Source organism: Microcystis sp. M015S2 (assembly GCF_020245945.1).
Classification (GTDB): domain Bacteria; phylum Cyanobacteriota; class Cyanobacteriia; order Cyanobacteriales; family Microcystaceae; genus Microcystis.
Genome location: NZ_JADBTX010000008.1, coordinates 19135 through 36594, shown reverse-complemented (window position 1 = coordinate 36594; position 17460 = coordinate 19135). Strand labels below are relative to the sequence as shown.

Annotated in this window: 22 protein-coding genes; 15 read left to right on the top strand and 7 right to left on the bottom strand. The window is 42.4% G+C overall.

Features of this window, described 5'->3' with window-relative positions:
• Nucleotides 1-233: 233 nt before the first annotated feature.
• Nucleotides 234-1058 carry a DUF3598 family protein gene (locus IM473_RS01565; protein ID WP_287659907.1) on the bottom strand — a complete coding sequence of 275 codons (825 nt, stop codon included), beginning with the start codon at nucleotides 1056-1058 and terminating at the stop codon, nucleotides 234-236.
• Nucleotides 1059-1095: 37 nt separating this feature from the next.
• Here IM473_RS01565 and panD point away from each other — a divergent pair, with 37 nt between their 5' ends.
• Nucleotides 1096-1515: an aspartate 1-decarboxylase gene (gene panD, locus IM473_RS01560; protein WP_002804106.1), complete on the top strand. Its 420-nt coding sequence runs from the start codon at nucleotides 1096-1098 to the stop codon at nucleotides 1513-1515.
• Nucleotides 1516-1589: 74 nt separating this feature from the next.
• A complete protein-coding gene (locus tag IM473_RS01555; protein WP_002804104.1) occupies nucleotides 1590-2777 on the top strand; it encodes a TRC40/GET3/ArsA family transport-energizing ATPase in 1188 nt (395 codons plus the stop codon).
• Nucleotides 2778-2935: 158 nt separating this feature from the next.
• Here IM473_RS01555 and IM473_RS01550 read toward each other — a convergent pair whose 3' ends face one another.
• From IM473_RS01550 to rpaB, 3 genes are all read right to left on the bottom strand, one after another.
• A complete protein-coding gene (locus tag IM473_RS01550) occupies nucleotides 2936-3220 on the bottom strand; it encodes a hypothetical protein (RefSeq protein ID WP_287659906.1) in 285 nt (94 codons plus the stop codon).
• 81 nt (nucleotides 3221-3301) lie between these two features.
• The gene (locus tag IM473_RS01545; RefSeq protein ID WP_287659905.1) at nucleotides 3302-3943 is read right to left on the bottom strand and encodes a cofactor assembly of complex C subunit B; all 642 of its coding nucleotides are present in this window, start codon (nucleotides 3941-3943) and stop codon (nucleotides 3302-3304) included.
• 9 nt (nucleotides 3944-3952) lie between these two features.
• Nucleotides 3953-4681: a response regulator transcription factor RpaB gene (gene rpaB, locus IM473_RS01540; protein ID WP_002781934.1), complete on the bottom strand. Its 729-nt coding sequence runs from the start codon at nucleotides 4679-4681 to the stop codon at nucleotides 3953-3955.
• A gap of 233 nt (nucleotides 4682-4914) precedes the next feature.
• Here rpaB and radA point away from each other — a divergent pair, with 233 nt between their 5' ends.
• The 10 genes from radA to IM473_RS01490 all read left to right on the top strand — a co-directional run bounded on the left by radA (nucleotide 4915) and on the right by IM473_RS01490 (nucleotide 12902).
• Entirely contained in the window at nucleotides 4915-6441 is a 1527-nt protein-coding gene (gene radA, locus IM473_RS01535; RefSeq protein WP_287659904.1) for a DNA repair protein RadA, read from the top strand.
• Nucleotides 6442-6486: 45 nt separating this feature from the next.
• Nucleotides 6487-6588: a cytochrome b6-f complex subunit PetL gene (gene petL, locus IM473_RS01530; RefSeq protein ID WP_002752397.1), complete on the top strand. Its 102-nt coding sequence runs from the start codon at nucleotides 6487-6489 to the stop codon at nucleotides 6586-6588.
• Between the two features lie 72 nt (nucleotides 6589-6660).
• A complete protein-coding gene (locus IM473_RS01525; RefSeq protein ID WP_287659903.1) occupies nucleotides 6661-7131 on the top strand; it encodes a DUF29 domain-containing protein in 471 nt (156 codons plus the stop codon).
• Complete coding sequence (locus IM473_RS01520; RefSeq protein WP_287659902.1) at nucleotides 7128-7583, top strand: DUF29 domain-containing protein; 456 nt, start codon at nucleotides 7128-7130, stop codon at nucleotides 7581-7583. The genes IM473_RS01525 and IM473_RS01520 overlap by 4 nt, the downstream gene beginning before the upstream one ends.
• 11 nt (nucleotides 7584-7594) lie before the next feature.
• Nucleotides 7595-8050 (top strand): DUF29 domain-containing protein, encoded by a 456-nt coding sequence (locus tag IM473_RS01515; protein ID WP_287659901.1) that lies wholly within the window; start codon nucleotides 7595-7597, stop codon nucleotides 8048-8050.
• An 11-nt stretch (nucleotides 8051-8061) separates the two neighbouring features.
• A complete protein-coding gene (locus tag IM473_RS01510; protein ID WP_287659900.1) occupies nucleotides 8062-8520 on the top strand; it encodes a DUF29 domain-containing protein in 459 nt (152 codons plus the stop codon).
• Nucleotides 8513-9442 (top strand): lysylphosphatidylglycerol synthase transmembrane domain-containing protein, encoded by a 930-nt coding sequence (locus tag IM473_RS01505; protein WP_287659899.1) that lies wholly within the window; start codon nucleotides 8513-8515, stop codon nucleotides 9440-9442. Before IM473_RS01510 ends, IM473_RS01505 begins: the two co-directional genes overlap by 8 nt.
• A 185-nt stretch (nucleotides 9443-9627) precedes the next feature.
• On the top strand, nucleotides 9628-10479 hold the full coding sequence (locus IM473_RS01500) for a Uma2 family endonuclease (protein WP_287659898.1): 852 nt from the start codon (nucleotides 9628-9630) through the stop codon (nucleotides 10477-10479).
• 311 nt (nucleotides 10480-10790) lie between these two features.
• Nucleotides 10791-12164 (top strand): 1-acyl-sn-glycerol-3-phosphate acyltransferase, encoded by a 1374-nt coding sequence (locus tag IM473_RS01495; RefSeq protein WP_287659897.1) that lies wholly within the window; start codon nucleotides 10791-10793, stop codon nucleotides 12162-12164.
• Nucleotides 12165-12440: 276 nt separating this feature from the next.
• Nucleotides 12441-12902 carry an Hsp20/alpha crystallin family protein gene (locus tag IM473_RS01490; protein WP_287659896.1) on the top strand — a complete coding sequence of 154 codons (462 nt, stop codon included), beginning with the start codon at nucleotides 12441-12443 and terminating at the stop codon, nucleotides 12900-12902.
• A gap of 109 nt (nucleotides 12903-13011) precedes the next feature.
• Here IM473_RS01490 and IM473_RS01485 read toward each other — a convergent pair whose 3' ends face one another.
• The 3 genes from IM473_RS01485 to IM473_RS01475 all read right to left on the bottom strand — a co-directional run bounded on the left by IM473_RS01485 (nucleotide 13012) and on the right by IM473_RS01475 (nucleotide 15109).
• On the bottom strand, nucleotides 13012-14226 hold the full coding sequence (locus tag IM473_RS01485) for a DUF790 family protein (RefSeq protein ID WP_287659895.1): 1215 nt from the start codon (nucleotides 14224-14226) through the stop codon (nucleotides 13012-13014).
• Nucleotides 14227-14304: 78 nt separating this feature from the next.
• The gene (locus IM473_RS01480) at nucleotides 14305-14649 is read right to left on the bottom strand and encodes a hypothetical protein (RefSeq protein WP_159248844.1); all 345 of its coding nucleotides are present in this window, start codon (nucleotides 14647-14649) and stop codon (nucleotides 14305-14307) included.
• Nucleotides 14650-14914: 265 nt separating this feature from the next.
• Nucleotides 14915-15109 carry a hypothetical protein gene (locus IM473_RS01475; protein WP_002767031.1) on the bottom strand — a complete coding sequence of 65 codons (195 nt, stop codon included), beginning with the start codon at nucleotides 15107-15109 and terminating at the stop codon, nucleotides 14915-14917.
• 359 nt (nucleotides 15110-15468) lie between these two features.
• Here IM473_RS01475 and IM473_RS01470 point away from each other — a divergent pair, with 359 nt between their 5' ends.
• From IM473_RS01470 to IM473_RS01460, 3 genes are all read left to right on the top strand, one after another.
• Nucleotides 15469-15819 carry an STAS domain-containing protein gene (locus IM473_RS01470; protein ID WP_287659894.1) on the top strand — a complete coding sequence of 117 codons (351 nt, stop codon included), beginning with the start codon at nucleotides 15469-15471 and terminating at the stop codon, nucleotides 15817-15819.
• Between the two features lie 295 nt (nucleotides 15820-16114).
• Entirely contained in the window at nucleotides 16115-17044 is a 930-nt protein-coding gene (locus tag IM473_RS01465) for a CoB--CoM heterodisulfide reductase iron-sulfur subunit B family protein (RefSeq protein WP_002804078.1), read from the top strand.
• A gap of 22 nt (nucleotides 17045-17066) precedes the next feature.
• The gene (locus tag IM473_RS01460) at nucleotides 17067-17399 is read left to right on the top strand and encodes a BON domain-containing protein (protein ID WP_002804076.1); all 333 of its coding nucleotides are present in this window, start codon (nucleotides 17067-17069) and stop codon (nucleotides 17397-17399) included.
• Nucleotides 17400-17460: the final 61 nt, after the last annotated feature.

Here is a 17460-nt window from a genome sequence, read left to right as displayed (position 1 = left end):
CTGACTTGATTTCAGTTTTTTCTTTGTCAGTAAGGGTGTCAACAAGGAATATTACAAATTGTTAACCGAGTCTTGAAAGCCTTGTGCTACAAAGGTTTGAAATGTTAAGAAAGATGTGACTAAAGGACAGCTTATTAAGGGGGGTGCCGATAGGCGGGGGGATCTGAAAGTTTTCAATACCTACCTACTTAGCAGTTATCTTATTACTGATAACTGAAAACACTCCTAAGATCTCAATTCACCTTTTCCTCCGTCACCAGAGTAATACCCGTCCATTCTCCCTTCTCGTTATAAGAACGAATTAGGCGCTGTCTTTGAGTAGGAGAAAGTAACCAACCCACCTCTAAAACAAAAGGATAACCGGCAGTAATTTTCAGAGGTGTATTACAGGAAGACCCATCGGGCAGCAGCAGTATTTGAATCGGCAGCGGACCATTTTCAAACAACAATCTTTGTCCCTCGATACGAGCGCTAGAAGTAATTTGATTATCACCAAAAGTCAAAGTTTGCGAGAGATAATTATCCCCCTGACGCTCGATCAATACATGGGTAGAATAGGCAGCAGAATTATAAAAATCCCGTCCCGTTGTCACTGCTTCTCCCCGCCATTGACCGAGTAATTGCTCCACCGTTAACATCGGTCTTTCTGGGGAGCTAGAATCGGCCAACTTTTCCCGAATTAAAGTCAAGCGATCAAACTCACAGCGCTCATTAAATAACTGTACGATTCTTAATCGTCTTTCCCCAGAGATTAACCCAAATTCTGCTCCGAATTGTGAGGAAAAACTACTAAAATATAAAGAACCTTGGCAAAAAGCTCCCGTCTGGCTAAATAGAATACCCTGATGGAGAGAACTATACTCTAAAATTAAATCTTCCGGCACTCGATCGCTGTAGAGACGGCGGACCAATTGAAGAATCGATCGATTATTATTAATGCCTTGCAAAGATACCAAAGTCGGGGTATCTTCGATCAAATCGCCCTGGGGAGACAGACGGGTAAAAGAACCTTGCCATTGACCGAGATTTTTTAGTAAACATTCCCACTGGGAGAGCATAATAATTGAAGTAATTGGGGGAAATAGGACAAAATACATGGGAACAATTCGATTAATGCACGCCAAACTCCATCGAGTGCGCGTCAGCGAGGCTAACGTCGATTATGTCGGCAGTATCACTATCGATCGAGAATTGATCGAGCGGGTCGGTATTTTGCCCCTTGAAGAGGTGGATGTGGTCAATCTTAGCAATGGTAAGCGCTTTTCTACCTACGTTTTTCCCGGCCAAACCGGGGAAATTTGCCCCAACGGCGGTGCGGCTCTGCTCTGTCAACCCGGAGATATTTTGATTATCTATGCCTACGAACAACGTCCAAGGCAAGAAGTTCTCGAAAAGGGTCATTTTGCCAAAGTTCTCGTCGCTGATGCCGAAAATCGCTGTCAGCAATTTTTTGAACAGAGCCTAATTCCCCGGGTTGATGGTCGGGGAGTGGAATTTTCTAGCCAAGAATGCTGATTCTTGTCCTCAATTTGTTAACTTTCCCGTCATAATGAGAATAAGTAATGTAAATTTTCTTAGAATCAGCCCCCATGCGTGTAATTCTCATGACCGGTAAAGGAGGCGTGGGTAAAACCTCCGTCGCCGCCGCTACAGGACTCCGCTGCGCCGAACTTGGCTATAAAACCCTAGTTCTTAGCACCGATCCCGCTCACTCTCTCGCTGACAGTTTCGATCTCGAATTAGGTCATGATCCTCGTTTGGTACGCCCCCATCTTTGGGGGGCAGAATTAGACGCACTAATGGAGTTAGAAGGCAACTGGGGCGCAGTAAAACGTTACATTACCCAGGTATTGCAAGCTAGGGGTTTAGATGGAGTGCAAGCGGAAGAATTAGCGATTTTACCCGGAATGGATGAGATTTTCGGTTTAGTTCGCATGAAGCGCCACTACGATGAAGGTACTTATGATGTGTTGATTATCGATTCCGCACCCACGGGTACAGCTTTACGATTGCTGAGTTTGCCAGAAGTGGGCGGTTGGTACATGAGAAGATTTTACAAACCGTTACAGGGAATGTCGATGGCATTGCGACCACTGGTAGAACCTTTATTTCGACCGATCGCCGGTTTTTCCCTACCAGACAAGGAAGTTATGGACGCTCCCTATGAGTTTTACGAGCAGATCGAGGCTTTAGAAAAGGTTTTGACCGATAATACTCAAACCTCGGTACGTTTGGTGACAAACCCCGAAAAAATGGTGATTAAGGAGTCTTTACGCGCCCATGCCTATCTAAGTCTCTATAATGTTTCCACCGATTTGATTATTGCTAATCGGATTATTCCCGACAAAGTAACCGATCCTTTCTTTGCCCGTTGGAAAGAAAATCAACAGGTTTATAAACAGGAAATTTACGATAATTTTCATCCTTTACCGGTTAAGGAAGTTCCTCTCTACTCCGAAGAAATGTGTGGTTTACCCGCTTTGGAAAGACTGAAAGAAACTCTTTTTGCCGACGAAGATCCGACTAAGGTTTATTACCAAGAAAACACCATTCGGGTAGTTCAACAGGAAAATAATTACAGTCTGGAATTATATTTACCAGGTATACCCAAGGAACAAATACAACTAAATAAAACTGGAGACGAGTTAAATATTCGCATTGGTAATCACCGTCGTAATTTAGTCTTACCCCAAGCTTTGGCAGCCCTGAAACCTTCCGGAGCAAAGATGGAAGATGATTACCTGAAAATCTCTTTTAGCAACGTGGTGAAAGTGTAATTTCCCTAGATTGGGTGGGGAAGTGGGAAGTGGGAATTATAAATTCTAAATTATGAATTGGGAGGTGGGGAGCTTTTCAGTGATCAGTAAACAGTAAACAGTGAACTGAAAAATAACATCTGATAACTGATAGCTGTCTCCCGTCGACTCTGATTTTTTCAGCAAACCCTAACTAGGATTGCATAACTATCTTCGACTTTTTCCAGTCGTTTATCCATCCCTTCGACTTTCCGAGCGAGAGTTTTAATCTCTCCTTTTATTACTGCGGTTTCCACCTTTAAATCATTAACATCTTTTTGGAGAGTGCCAAATTTTTGATCCACATCTCTCTGGAAGTAATCTATTTTTTTATCCACATCTCTTTGGAGAGTATCGATTTTACTCTCGATCCTTGTCAGGACGGATTCAAGGGAATAGGTAACGGTTTCACCAGTTTGAGTCATCGGTTAAAATCCTGAGCTACAATTTGATCGCTAATTGCTTACTCTCATCTTAACCAAATTCTTAAATCTTACTGAAATCGTCTAAAACTGACTGAAAGTGTTGGCTAATTTATCAGCAATTCCCTCGATCCAAATTTCATCTTGTTTAGTATAACTGCGCGGCGCATTTGCCGCCAAAATTAACACCCCTTCCTTACCGATGGGTTGACAGATTAAGCCTTGGGTGTTTTCTGGCAAATAGTCAAACTCGATTTTAGCGGGATATAAATTTAAATTAACTAAATAAACTGCTTTACCGGTTTCTAAAACTCTTTTGATAATATTACTAACTTTAACTTCAGAATTCTGGCTTAAGATACCGCGACGTAATAAAACTTGTCCCCGATAATAAACGATCAGAGATTTTGTCACGGTGTTAGTTAAAAGTAAATGGGAAGCCCAGGCAAGCTCAATTTTAACCGGTTCTGGCAAATCTGGGGCAAATTCCAGACCTTCGCGCCCGATTAATTCCACAGCATCCGGTAAGCGGGGTTGAACTCTTTGCCAGATTAAACCCACCAAAATTAAAACCCCACTCAAAATCACTCCCATCACATCGGAACGCGCTTGCGATGGGGTTAAATCGGCAGTGGCAAAACGATTAAACATTAATACCGTACCCCCGACGATGCCGGCGAACAGGGGTAACAGTCTTAAAATACGATTGGGATCAGCTTGTACCATAGCTGAGAACTATTCCTCGTCTGGTTCTAGAATACGTTGAAAAAGATAGCCTGTACCTCTAGCGGTGAGAATTAACTCAGGATTGCTGGGATCATCCTCTAATTTGGCTCGTAAACGGGAAATATGCACATCTACCACCCGCGTATCCACATGACGTTCGGGGGTATAACCCCAAACTTCCTGAAGGATTTCCGAGCGCGAAAAAGCTTCTCCCGAGCGACTGACCAATAATTCTAGTAAACTAAATTCCATACCGGTCAGACGGATGCGTTCATCCCCCTTATAAACTTGGCGTTTATTGGTATCGATTTTAATGGAACCGATATGAATCACACCGGAGCTGGGAATCCCCGGGGCGCCATTTTTCTCTACCCGACGCAACACCGAACGAATCCGCGCCTCGAGTTCTTTGGGAGAAAAAGGTTTAACTACATAGTCATCGGCGCCCAATTCTAGCCCGGTAATTCGATCGGCCACATCCCCTAAAGCCGTTAACATAATGATAGGAATATCCGATTCTTTGCGGAGTTCCTGACAGACACCGTAACCGTCTAATTTCGGCATCATCACATCCAAAACCACTAAATCGGGTTCGGCGGTGCGGAAGGTTTCTAAAGCTTCCTCGCCGTCGGCGGCGGTGACGACTTCATAACCAATCATCGACAAACGAGTCTCTAAGATACGACGGATGCTGGCTTCATCATCAACAACGAGAATTTTTTCCTTCTGGTTCTCCAACTGAATTAACACTCCTTAGTTAAATAGTGTGATGAATTTTAAAGTTAAATAACGAGCGTTCCTGTTTATAGAATATCCTTTTGCCGTTATCATTAAGCCTAAATTTCCTATTTTATTTCTTTTATGGCAATTATCAATAACTTTATGGTCTTCCTTCCCCCATATCATACTTAATTAAATTTGACAAGAGAATTGATCCCCAAACCGCTTTTCTTCAACTTTTCTTAAAAAACATGGCGAAATCGCGAACAATATATATCTGTAGCGCTTGTGGGGCGGAATCTCCCCAATGGTTGGGAAAATGCCCCAGTTGTGACACCTACGGGACGCTAGAAGAACAAGTGACGGCTGGTGGCAATAATCCGGCGGTAAATCGCCCAGGATGGCAAAATAGTCGCCCAAATAACGGCAAAGGACAACGCAACCCGCAACCGCGCATCTCGGTTCGCTTCTCGGAAATTACCCAGTATGAACAGGAACGTTTTCCCTCTGGTTACGGGGAATTCGATCGCGTTCTCGGTGGTGGCATTGTCCCCGGTTCTCTTGTACTAATTGGCGGCGATCCGGGCATCGGCAAATCGACGCTTTTACTGCAAGTTACCAACCAACTCGCCCAAAGATTACCGCGCATCCTCTACGTTTCCGCCGAAGAATCGGGACAACAGATTAAACTGCGGGCTGCCCGTTTGGGGGTGGGAGTGGTTGCCGTGGAGTCGGAAAATAATGGCAATGGCAAGGAGAAAAAAGCCTCTGAATCAACCTCAGAACTCGATAATCATCTCTACGTTCTGCCAGAAACCGATTTAGAGGAAATTTTGCGAGAATTAGAATCTCTACGCCCACAGGTGGCGGTAATTGACAGTATTCAAACTCTTTATTTTGGGGCGTTAACTTCTGCACCGGGATCTGTCGCCCAAGTTCGCGAATGTACCTCCGCCTTGATGCAGGTGGCAAAACGGGAGAATATTACTTTATTGATTGTCGGTCATGTGACTAAAGAAGGGGCGATCGCCGGTCCGCGAGTTTTGGAACATTTGGTCGATACGGTGTTATATTTTGAAGGCGATCGCTATGCCTCCCATCGTCTCTTAAGATCCGTGAAAAACCGTTTTGGGGCAACCCATGAGATCGGTATTTTCGAGATGGTGGACCACGGTTTGGTGGAAGTGGAAAACCCCTCAGAATTATTTTTAGGCAATCGCGACGAATTTTCCCCTGGTACGGCGACGGTGGTAGCCTGTGAAGGTACACGCCCGATTGTGGTGGAGTTACAGGCATTAGTTAGCCCTACCAGCTATGCTTCCCCGCGAAGATCGACCACGGGCATAGAATACAACCGATTACAGCAAATTCTCGCCGTTTTAGAAAAGCGCGTCGGCATTCCTTTATCGAAATTAGATGCCTATGTTGCCTCCGCAGGAGGGTTGGGAGTGGAAGAACCGGCGGCGGATCTGGGAGTTGCGATCGCTGTTGTCGCCAGTTTTCGCGATCGAGTCGTGGATCCGCGCACAGTCTTAATCGGGGAAGTGGGATTAGGCGGACAAGTGCGCTTAGTGTCGCAAATGGAACTAAGATTAAAAGAAGCGGCTAAATTGGGCTTTAAACGGGCAATTGTCCCTAGAGGTCAAGTTTATCCCGAAGATGTGGGCTTAGAAATTGTTCCAGTCGGCAAGGTAATCGAGGCAATTGTCGCCGCAATTCCCCCCCAGCAGCGCTTTGGGGAAGATATGGAAGACGAGGAAGGGGAAGGGCAAGAATAACGGTACAATGCTAAAAAAGATTAAATTACTTGGGAGATTTTCACCATGTCTGTGTTAGCTGTTGCTGCTTTGGCGGGTTATCTGATCGTTTTTACCGGAATTGCCCTCGGTCTCTTTTTCGGTCTGCGCTCCGCTAAAATTATCTAGTATATAAACAGGAAAAAAGCTTTAGTGATCGGTTTAACTGGTCACTATTGCCCATTCTAGGGGAGATAAAAAATGACTGTTATTCCCGACTTAAAAACTCTCTACGAAATTGATGATTCTCTCTGGTTAGAAGAAACTATCGAACTCTTAAAAGCGAAAAGATTTGACGCTTTAGATTTAGAAAACTTAATCGAGGAATTAGAAGACTTGAGTAACGAGAAGAAGTTTCGTGTTGCTAGTTTTTTACAGCAAATTATTAGACATTGTTTATTATTACAATTTTGGACAAGGGAAAAAGAATATAATCAAGCTCATTGGCAAGCAGAGATAGTTAGTTTTAAAGATCAACTAAAACGTTATTTAACCACAAATCTTCGTAAATATCTAGAACAGGAATTTGAGCAAATTTACTTTGAGTCCGTGCGATATGTTCGTCAAAAAACCGATAATAAAGTCAACTTTCCTGATATTTGTCCCTACAGTTTAGAAGAACTTCTCGATCCTAATTGGCTACCATTCGACAATCAAGGAGATAAAAAATGACTGTTATTCCCGACTTAAAAACTCTCTATGAGATTGATGATTCTCTCTGGTTAGAAGCAACCATCGAACTCTTGAAAGCGAGAAGATTTGACACTTTAGATTTAGAGAATTTAATCGAGGAGTTAGAAGACTTGGGAAACGAAAAAAAGTTTCGTGTTGCTAGTTTTTTACAGCAAATTATTCGTCATGCTTTGTTACTGCAATTTTGGACAAGGGAAAGAGAATATAATCGAGGTCATTGGGAGTCAGAACTGGTAAATTTTCAAGATCAATTAAATACCTACCTAACGGCAAGTTTACGGAAATATTTAGAACAGGAATTTGATAATATTTATCAGAAGGCACTCCGTTATGCGAGAAAAAAGACTAACAATCAAGTCCACTTTCCCAATACTTGTCCCTACAGTTTAGAAGAACTGCTCGATCCCAATTGGCTACCATCTTACGAATAAAGGAGATGATAATGACTGTTATTCCCGACTTAAAAATTCTCTATGAAATTGATGATTCTCTCTGGTTAGAAGCAACTATCGAACTCTTAAAAGCGAAGAGATTTGACGCTTTAGATTTAGAAAACTTAATCGAGGAATTAGAAGACTTGGGCAGCGAGAAAAAGTTTCGTGTTGCTAGTTTATTAGAGCAAATTATTAGACATTTTTTACTCCTACAGTTTTGTACAGAGGAAAGAGCATATAATCAGGATCACTGGGAGTTAGAAATAGTCAACTTTCAAATTCAGCTAAAAAGACCCTTAACCACTAATCTCCGTAATTATTTACAAAATGAATTAACTAACATTTATGAAGATGCAGTTTTCTTTGTGCGGAAAAAGACTAAAAATCAAGTCAACTTTCCCGATACTTGTCCCTACAGTTTAGAAGAACTTCTCGATCACAATTGGCTACCACCATACGAATAAAGGAGATGATAATGACTGTTATTCCCGACTTAAAAACTCTCTACGAGATTGATGATTCCCTCTGGTTGGAAGAAACTATAGAACTGCTCAAGGCTAAAAAATTTGACGCTTTAGATTTAGACAATTTAATCGAGGAGTTAGAAGACTTGGGAAACGAAAAAAAGTTTCGTGTTGCTAGTTTATTAGAGCAAATTATTAGACATTGTTTATTATTACAATTTTGGCAATATGAAAGAACATATAATCGTTGCCATTGGCGTTCAGAAATCGTCAATTTCAAAAACCAGATCGACACTTATTTAACTACTAATCTCCGCAATTATCTCAATCAAGAATTACCTCGTATTTACCAGAAAGCCTTAAATTATGTTAGAGAAAAAACCGATAATCAAGTTAGTTTTTCTGGGGAATGTCCCTACAGTTTAGAAAATCTGCTCGCTCTCGATTGGTTCCCCCCAGAAAATGAATAAAGGAAAAAACGAAATGCTGAAAAAGTTTCTACGTTGGCTAATTATTGGGGGAACCTTATTTTTTGTTCTCAGTAACCTTAAAAATAACTGGGATAACGTTACCTCAGTTAGAATTGAAAATCATGGCTGGTTATTTCTTTTCTTGGCACTTGTAACCACCATTATCGCTCAAATTTGGGCAGGATGGGTGTGGACATGGATACTCAAAAGCTATCAACAACCGATTAAAACCTCCACAGGAATTGGCATCTATATGATTACCAATTTAGGAAAATATCTACCTGGTAATATCGGTCACTTTTATGCTCGTATCGTGGCAATTAATAAAGCAGGAAGTGATTGGGGAACCGCTAGTTTAAGCGTTTTATTAGAACTTTTATTACTGGTATGTGCAGCCTTAGCCATAGCAGTAATTGCTAGTGGTTTAGGTTGGATGAAGTCTAGCTCAAGTCTAGGGATACAGATATTAGTTTTAGGATTAATTTTAATCGGCATTCATCCCAATTTTTTAAATTATCCTCTCAAAATCCTTAGCCAAAAGAAAAAGATTGCTCAAGAACCTGTTTATCTAACTAAATATCCTCTTGTACCTCTCCTGGGTGAAACTGGATTTTTATTGTGGCGCGGTGCGGGTTTTATTTTAGCTTGGATGGTATTAAAAATGATTACCCCCGCTCAGATTTTACCCCTCTTAGGAACCTTTAGTTTTGCTTGGTTATTGGGTTTAGTTGTCCCTGGAGCGCCGGGAGGATTAGGAGTGTTTGAAGCTACAGTAATCGCACTTTTAGACACAGAAAAATTTCCCGCCGCTAACGTACTTGTCACCGTTGCTATCTATCGTTTAATTAGCATTCTCTCCGAAGTCATTGCCGCCGGAATCGGGACAAAATTAGTTAAAGATAAAGCCAAGTTTTTTGGTTAGCTTAGGGATATTATTCGGGTCTGTTAGCCCAATGTAACGCACCCAGAAGAAAAGTTTTGATCATTGTTAACCGAAGATAATTTTCTCAACTCCTAAAATCTATCTCCTCACTGCTAAATTCTGATGTAACATAGGATCAATAATCAGCAAAAATATGGATACTCCCACCTAGAGAGGCCGAAAAAATGACGATTGCCAAAAGCGACGAAACTGCCACCTCTCCGGCACTGATAGAAGAAGATTTCGAGGACTTCTGGGAACCCCCCCCACCCCCCACAGACTTAATTTTTGATGATGGTGAACCCTTGGAAAGCAACCGACACCGCATTGCCATGAATGTCTTGATTCGCTCCCTACAGCAAGGTTACGGCGAGCGAGACGACTTCTACACCGGTGGCAATATGTTTATTTATTTCAGCCGCGAACAGGCGAAAAATCGCGATTTTCGCGGGCCCGATTTCTTCGCTGTCCTCAATGTCGATGGCAGCAGAGAGCGACAGGGTTGGGTAATTTGGGAAGAAGAGGGACGTTATCCCGACTTTATCGTAGAATTAACCTCTCCTAGTACCGCCAGAACCGATAAAGTGCGAAAAAAAGCCATTTATGAGGGAACCTTCCGCACGCCAGATTATTTCATCTACGATCCTTTCGATGGCAATTCTTTACAAGGATGGCATTTAGGGGCCGACCAACGCTACCATTCTTTAGAACGAAACGAGCGCGGCTGGTTATGGTGCGAAACTTTAGGCTATTGGTTGGGAACTTGGGAGGGGACTATTGACCGAGAAACGGCAATTTGGGTGAGATTTTATGACCCGGAAGGCAATTTAATCCCCTTACCAGAAGAAGCGGCACAGGAGCAAGCGGCTGCCGCACAAGAGCAAGCGGCCGCAGCACAGGAGCAAGCGGCTGCCGCACAAGAGCAAGCGGCTGCCGCACAAGAGCAATTAAATGCTACTCAGCAAGCTCTGGAAGCGGAAAGACAGCGTTCTCAACGGCTGGCGGCTCGTTTGCGAGAAATGGGGATAGATCTATAGTATAGATGTATTTGTTTAGGTGAGGAGGTAAACTACTGGTGTTCCTCCTCGCTCAAAGTCGGTTAATTTCTCCTTTCACGGTTGAGGGAGCCTGCAATCCCAGTCTATTTGAAATCTAGCTCGACACCTGTTTGCTGCTGTGATTACCTTTTGGCCGGTGGGTAATTATTGATCAGATTTTCCTTTTATTCTTCCTTAAACAGTAAACAATAAACAGTGAACTGAAAACTCAAATCTGATAACTGATACCTGTCTCGGAGTCTCAACTAGGAAATTTATTTGGCACGACTACTTATACTTATATTACTTATATGTCTAATTTATCTTTGGGCGCGCAACCCCCCCTCGAATTTATCCCCCCTGACCTTAATCTCTTACTTTTAAAGGGATGTCAAATCTTTTTACCTCTCTGGTTACAAACTCAAACCAACTTAAGAGAAATTTCCGCCGCCAATCTAGAAACTTTAATCACATTTTATCAAAAAAGTCAAGAGAAAAAAGTCCGTTTACTGCTTGCCTTTCGTCATCCCAGTATTAACGATCCCTACTGTATGGCCTATCTTTTGTGGAAATTAGTACCCAAAAAAGCCCAAGAGTTAGGAATAAAATTAAACACTCCAATTCACGCTCATTTTATGTACGATCGAGGGATTCCTTTATGGGCGGGAGAAAGGGTAGGATGGTTATATTCTAAGTTAGGTGGCACACCAATTCAACGGGGAAAAGCTGATTTAATCGGATTGCGTTCGGCTCGTCGTTTATTATTAGAAGGAGATTATCCGTTAGCCGCCGCTCCGGAAGGGGCAACTAACGGACATAATGAGCTTGTGAGTGCGATTGAACCGGGTATTTCTCAATTGGCTTTTTGGGGGGTGGATGATGTCAGAAAAGCTAAACAACAGCAAGAAGTAATTATTTTACCCATTGGTATTCAGTATTTTTATCTGACTCCAGCGTGGCAAGAAATCGAGCAAATTTTAACTAATTTAGAAAACGATAGCGGTTTAGAACCCACCCCGAATTCATCCCGAGAAGAAAAGGTTTTATACGAGCGTCTTTTTCGGTTAGGAGAAAGATTATTATCCTTAATGGAGGATTTTTATCGAGATTTCTACTATCAATCTTTGCCTGTAGTACCTGCCAATGGTGATGATCCAAATGAAACCCTAGCCAAACGTTTAGCCAATTTATTAGATGTGGCCTTACAAACCGTAGAAAAGTATTTTAATCTTTCTCCTAATGGTAATGTAATTGATCGCTGTCGTCGTTTAGAACAAGCAGGATGGGAACGCATTTATCGGGAAGAATTAAAACCCACTCATTCTATTTCTCCCCTTGAATTAGGATTAGCTGATCGCCTGGCCGATGAAGCTAATTTAAAAATGTGGCACATGAGAATTGTCGAAAGTTTCGTCTCAGTAACTGGTTATTATGTCAAAGAAAAACCCACCGTAGAAAGATTTGCTGAGACAATTTTATTACTCTGGGATTTAGTAACAAGAATTAAGGGAGGTAATCCCTTTTTTCGTCCCCAAATTGGTCAACAAAAAGCGATAATAACTATCGGTAAGCCTATTTCTGTATCCGAGCGCTATGCCGATTATAAAAGCGATCGACGCTCGGCCGTAGCACAATTAACCCAAGATTTACAAACCAGTTTAGAAAGTTTAATTATTCATCAGTAGATAATTAGGGTTTACTGAAAAAGTCTCTTGGTGGAGTCAGTTATCAGTTATCAGTTATCAGTTATCAGTTCACTGAGAAAACACCCCACACCCCACACCCCACACCCCACACCAGGAAAAACTTTTTCAGCAGACCCTAGTATAGGAGATAGTACGGGAATCTGGAAAAACTCAATACCGAAAACCCTACCCCGGTAAGAGAATCTTTTATCTATCCTAAAAGTGTAGAGATAAACCAACATCTCTAGCGTTAAGAAAACTTCGGAGGTGACTTATATGGCACTTATACGTTGGGAACCTTTCAGAGAAGTAGAAAGCCTACAGAAAGAAATGAATCGCTTGTTTGACCGTCTTGTGCCGACTGATGTAGGCAATGGCGAAAAAATGGGGTTATCCTTCATCCCAGCGGCGGAAATTACCGAAACGCCAGAGGCAGTTCAGCTTAAACTGGAAATACCTGGTATGGAAGCCAAAGACCTCAACGTGGAAGTAACAGCCGATAGTCTGACCATTAATGGTGAAAGAAAATCGGAAATTAAAACCGAAGAAGAAGGATTTACCCGCACTGAATTCCGTTATGGTAAATTCCATCGGGTTGTTCCTCTACCGGTTCAGGTTGATAACAATAACGTGACCGCTGAATACAAAGATGGCATTCTCAATCTCACCCTCCCGAAAGCGGAAGAAGAAAAAAATAAAGTGGTGAAAGTGTCCATCAATCCTACCATTGCTCAATGATGTAGCACTCATTGTCTGGTCTTGAGCAAAAAGGTTAACCTAGTCTGATTAAACCAAAGCGGGAGTATCAAACCATACTTCCGCTTTTAGCTTCCATCTCCCTAACCCTTTAACTTAAAACTTCTAACACTGCTTGGGGTGATAATTTATCTTTAAACCAGATAACCTGAGCGGGTAGATTTTGAAATTTAACTCCAGCTTTTTCGAGATTTAACCGTTCCGATACGGCTAAAATTAGATTGTTTGCTTGGGCCGATTTAACCTGTAAAAATTTCTTTTGTAGGTATTCTGGTCGCCAATAACCAACAATTTCCAGGAGAAAAACGCGACCATCGGGATGCACTAAACGGAAATCGGGAATCATCACTCCTCCGGGTAAAGGCACTAAATCCACTTCCCTTTCTAGTTGCCATTCAGTTTTTAACTGTAACCAACGTTTAGCGAAAGATTCCTCTAACATACTATCGTAGGGTTTACCCGGAGAATAATGGGACACCAGACCACAGTTATCCTCTAGATTGAACTGTTGTTTTTTAATAGTTCCTGTATAGGAATCTTTATACTGTAATTGTGCCTTCAGATTCCAGTGAGTAACATGGAGTAAGGCAGGAATTAATTTAGCGATTTCAATGCCATAACGACTATTAGCTTTAAATAAACTGGTGGGACCATCGATAGTAATAGTAAATCCCGTGTCGGCATCCCCTTCGATATAAGTCATTAAACGAAATAGTTTTAGATAGCGAAAGAGATATTTATATTCCCCCGGATCGTTGCGGTGGACGTTGATGATTAAATAACTGGCCCGATAAAAAATACCTTGAATTTGCGAGAGGTTAAAACGATGGATTAAGTTTTCGGGGGTGGGAGCATCAAATTGAGTGAGAATTTTATTCTCCGCTAAATCAGCATAGAGTCCTTTTTCTAGAGCCACTGGAAAAATTTCTTGATTTAATTCTTGGCTGAGTTGCTGGGCAATTTTCTCCAGAATTAGCGATCGATTTTGGGGAATAGGAACAAAGTTAGCCGCTTGTTCAAAAACTCTTTTTCTTAATTCCTGCGGTTCTAAGGGACTAATAATCTCAAAGGTGGCAAAATGATTGGTTAATAGGTGAGCAAATCCCCGTTTAATTTTATAATCGGGACTGTCTCCCTCCAAGATTAGGAGTTTTTGGCTTAATTCCCCCTTAGTTGCACCGATACTTTCCTGAAAACAGCTGATTTGTTCTTGAGCGAGCGCCAGATAATCAGGAGCGATCGGTAAGCGTTTGGGAATAATTGTCTCGCCATTTTGACGGGAAATCAATAAATCGGTCGGTAACATGGCAAGCTAGAGAAGAATAGTCAGATGGGGAGAGGTGGGACGACAAGGAAAGGTCGAAAACCCAAAAATCCCCCGATTCTAACTATTTTGGTCGAGATAACGCTCTAAATCTTCGATCACACGGGTTAATTCCGCTTCTGTGGTTAAGCGTAGGCGATCGTCACGAACCGTTAACAAAACTTTAGCCGAAAAAGGATTCGGATAAATATTGGGATTACAAAACACTTCCAGAAACACATCACCAGTGTGCTGATATTCCAGCGGTTTTTGGGGTTGGGGTTTACCCCCACTAGAGGCATTACTGGCGATCGCTTTCAGGCGATCGAGTAAAATGTTAATTTCCCTTTGCAAATCCAGAGCAGCACTGGGACTGAAACGAAAAGTAACGGAACCTTGCAAGAGATTAAGAGTTAAAGGAATCATCGAAAAAATCAGGTTAAGAGAAAGCCTGCAGTTAATTATATTAATTTGGGGAAATTTGGGGAAATTGGGTTTTGGGGGATGGTTCAGCAAACAGTAATCAGTCAGGTTCTTCGTTACTAGGTCCGGTTCGATCGGGTGATCGCTAAATCATCCCTTATAACCCCGTCCATTGCATAAGCAGGAACCGAAAGGCCATCAGTGAACTGAAAACTCACCACTGATAACTCACCACTGATAACTGATAACTGATAACTGATAACTGAAGTTACCGACGCGGAACGAGATTAATCCGGCCTTCGTCCATTTCATCCATGAGTAACTCGAGGGCCTCGTAATCCACATCGGAAACGTAGCCAAGACGAGCGAGGAGTTCATTAATTCCGTTTTCGATTTCTGGCGTGATTTGACGATAATATAGGGCTTGTTCCACTAATTGGCGGATAGTCGGCTGGTTATCCACAATTTTCTTACTCTAGTTCAATAAATCTAGTTTCTGTATCCTGCTTTACTTTATTTCAGCAAAAATACCAGTATGATTCTGGGTCATCATCAGTCATTCGGGATTAGAGCTTAAACCTAACGACTTTCCCCTGATGTCCGCCCTAGTAAGCCTTGATCACTGTTCCTCTTTACTCCCCGGATCATTAGGTTAACCTAAAATTGGTTCCCCCCTACAGGGGTCAAGATTAAGAAAAGATTAATCTTTTCAAGAGAGAGGAAATTTATCAAGACCGGGGTTGCAAAATCAGAAAGTTAGGACATAATAGCGGTATCTGATTTCCAGTTAAAAGGTTCATTTATGAATTTAAAAGCCAAGCCATGAAAAGTCGCGTAAAAGTCCCAGAAATAGCTCTATTTGAGCCAAGTGGCTATATTACCGCCGCTAACGTCCTAGAATTTCAAGAGCAGCTCAGCAATCTGGTTAACCAGAGTCGCTCTATCACTTTTCTCGTGGATATGAGTAGGGTGGAATTCCTCGACAGCGCTGGATTAATGGCTTTAGTTACCGCCTTTCGTCTGGCTCAAAGTCAAGAAAAATCCTTCAATATCTGTTCCATTCCACCTTCAGTCAAGATTATCTTTGAATTAACCCAACTAGACCGAGTTCTCTCGATTTTCCCTAGCCGTGCTGACTTTGATCCTGTTATCACCCTCCCCCAAGCGGCGTAAGCAGACAAAAAAATAGTGTTTCTCGCCGCAATTTCTCGGCTACAATCTCAATTCTACCCGTAAATAACCTCTTGACCGGGCAGATTGCCATTTGTACAACCGACTCCTCAGGACAACAATTTTTCTCAAGGAGAGCCATTATACTGTTGAGATGGCTCTCCTCTTTTTGGGATATTATTTCCGGGGACAAACTACCCTACACTTGTTCGGAGCAGATTACAAAAGACTGTCTGTTAAGAAATTCCATGACTTTAGTGATGACAGAGGGGAAGGGGGGCAAGATGGTAGATAGGTAATGAGTAGTAATTTCCTAGAATCCATGACAGTCAACAATCTCCAGTATGCTTATTTTCCCGGTTGTGTCGCTCAAGGTGCCTGTCGGGAACTATATTTATCCACGGCAGCCCTGACGGAAGCTTTGGGGATTAATTTAGTCGAACTCAAAAAAGCTGCCTGTTGTGGTTCGGGAACCTATAAGGAAGATTCGCAACTCTTGGAAGATGCCGTCAATGCGCGTAATATTGCCCTAGCGGAAGCCCTCAATTTACCCCTGTTGACTCACTGTAGCACCTGTCAAGGAGTGATCGGTCATGTGGATGAGCGCTTGAAGGAAGCAAAGCATAATAATCCCAATTATGTTGAGGAAGTTAATAATTATTTACAGAAAGAACATTGTTCCCCCTACCAAGGTACGACAACGGTTAAGCACCTACTCTGGGCAATTGTGGGCGATTATGGCTTAGATAATCTGGCGGCCAAGGTGATTCGTCCCTTATCGGGCTTAAATTGTGCCGGTTTTTATGGTTGTTATCTCCTGCGGGCCCAGGATACTCTCCCCTACGATAATCCTTTTCAGCCGGAATCCCTAGAAAATGTCTTTCGGACCGTGGGGGCGAATCCGATTTATTATCAAGGACGCACTCAATGCTGTGGTTGGCCCCTGTCCAGTTATGCCACCACCCAATCGTTCCAAATGGCAGGAAAACACATTTTAGAGGCGATGGCAGCGGGGGCCGATTGTTTAGTCACCCCTTGTCCTTTGTGCCATCTTAATCTTGATTCCCGACAACCGGAAGTGGCAAAAGTGATCGGTCGAAGTTTAGGTTTACCCGTGTTACATTTTTCCCAATTGGTTGCTTTAGCGGTGGGAGTCAGTCCCGATCGTTTAGGATTAGATCGACACATCGTTTCGACCAAATCCCTCTTAAAGAAATTGGGGTTTTAGAACTCAATCAGGAGTGTTAGCAATGGATTGGTTAAAAAGAATTTTTGGCTTAGATAAACCGGCCAATGCCGCTAGTGCGATCGCAGGGAAGGCCGCTGCTGCCGGTATTCCCCCCGAAAGAGTGGGATTAGACGGAAAATACGACGAAAGCGGACTAGCTAAACGAGTAGTTTTAGCTTTTGACGAGACACCGGATTTAGCTGATGAAGACAAATTGTGGGTCGCCCAAACTGGTAGTAAAGTTGTACTAAAAGGCAAGGTTTCCAATCAGGCGACTTTAAATAAAATGGTTGCGATCGCCAGTAAAGTCCATGGAGCAACCAGCGTCGATACCAGTCAAGTAACTATTGGGTGAAGTCGAACGGCTATATTCCCCGTGAAAATTAACCACTAAGTAGGTAGGTGTTAAAAATTGT

What these genes read in the sequence shown, in the direction of transcription:
- IM473_RS01515 (WP_287659901.1), top strand. Translation starts at nt 7,595, where the DNA reads ATGACTGTTATTCCCGACTTAAAAATTCTCTATGAAATTGATGATTCT.
- panD (WP_002804106.1), top strand. Translation starts at nt 1,096, where the DNA reads ATGGGAACAATTCGATTAATGCACGCCAAACTCCATCGAGTGCGCGTC.
- IM473_RS01545 (WP_287659905.1), bottom strand. Translation starts at nt 3,943, where the DNA reads ATGGTACAAGCTGATCCCAATCGTATTTTAAGACTGTTACCCCTGTTC.
- IM473_RS01565 (WP_287659907.1), bottom strand. Translation starts at nt 1,058, where the DNA reads ATGCTCTCCCAGTGGGAATGTTTACTAAAAAATCTCGGTCAATGGCAA.
- IM473_RS01465 (WP_002804078.1), top strand. Translation starts at nt 16,115, where the DNA reads ATGAGTAGTAATTTCCTAGAATCCATGACAGTCAACAATCTCCAGTAT.
- IM473_RS01470 (WP_287659894.1), top strand. Translation starts at nt 15,469, where the DNA reads ATGAAAAGTCGCGTAAAAGTCCCAGAAATAGCTCTATTTGAGCCAAGT.
- IM473_RS01510 (WP_287659900.1), top strand. Translation starts at nt 8,062, where the DNA reads ATGACTGTTATTCCCGACTTAAAAACTCTCTACGAGATTGATGATTCC.
- IM473_RS01480 (WP_159248844.1), bottom strand. Translation starts at nt 14,649, where the DNA reads ATGATTCCTTTAACTCTTAATCTCTTGCAAGGTTCCGTTACTTTTCGT.
- IM473_RS01555 (WP_002804104.1), top strand. Translation starts at nt 1,590, where the DNA reads ATGCGTGTAATTCTCATGACCGGTAAAGGAGGCGTGGGTAAAACCTCC.
- IM473_RS01495 (WP_287659897.1), top strand. Translation starts at nt 10,791, where the DNA reads ATGTCTAATTTATCTTTGGGCGCGCAACCCCCCCTCGAATTTATCCCC.
- IM473_RS01520 (WP_287659902.1), top strand. Translation starts at nt 7,128, where the DNA reads ATGACTGTTATTCCCGACTTAAAAACTCTCTATGAGATTGATGATTCT.
- IM473_RS01500 (WP_287659898.1), top strand. Translation starts at nt 9,628, where the DNA reads ATGACGATTGCCAAAAGCGACGAAACTGCCACCTCTCCGGCACTGATA.
- petL (WP_002752397.1), top strand. Translation starts at nt 6,487, where the DNA reads ATGTCTGTGTTAGCTGTTGCTGCTTTGGCGGGTTATCTGATCGTTTTT.
- IM473_RS01460 (WP_002804076.1), top strand. Translation starts at nt 17,067, where the DNA reads ATGGATTGGTTAAAAAGAATTTTTGGCTTAGATAAACCGGCCAATGCC.
- radA (WP_287659904.1), top strand. Translation starts at nt 4,915, where the DNA reads ATGGCGAAATCGCGAACAATATATATCTGTAGCGCTTGTGGGGCGGAA.
- IM473_RS01525 (WP_287659903.1), top strand. Translation starts at nt 6,661, where the DNA reads ATGACTGTTATTCCCGACTTAAAAACTCTCTACGAAATTGATGATTCT.
- IM473_RS01505 (WP_287659899.1), top strand. Translation starts at nt 8,513, where the DNA reads ATGAATAAAGGAAAAAACGAAATGCTGAAAAAGTTTCTACGTTGGCTA.
- IM473_RS01490 (WP_287659896.1), top strand. Translation starts at nt 12,441, where the DNA reads ATGGCACTTATACGTTGGGAACCTTTCAGAGAAGTAGAAAGCCTACAG.
- IM473_RS01550 (WP_287659906.1), bottom strand. Translation starts at nt 3,220, where the DNA reads ATGACTCAAACTGGTGAAACCGTTACCTATTCCCTTGAATCCGTCCTG.
- IM473_RS01485 (WP_287659895.1), bottom strand. Translation starts at nt 14,226, where the DNA reads ATGTTACCGACCGATTTATTGATTTCCCGTCAAAATGGCGAGACAATT.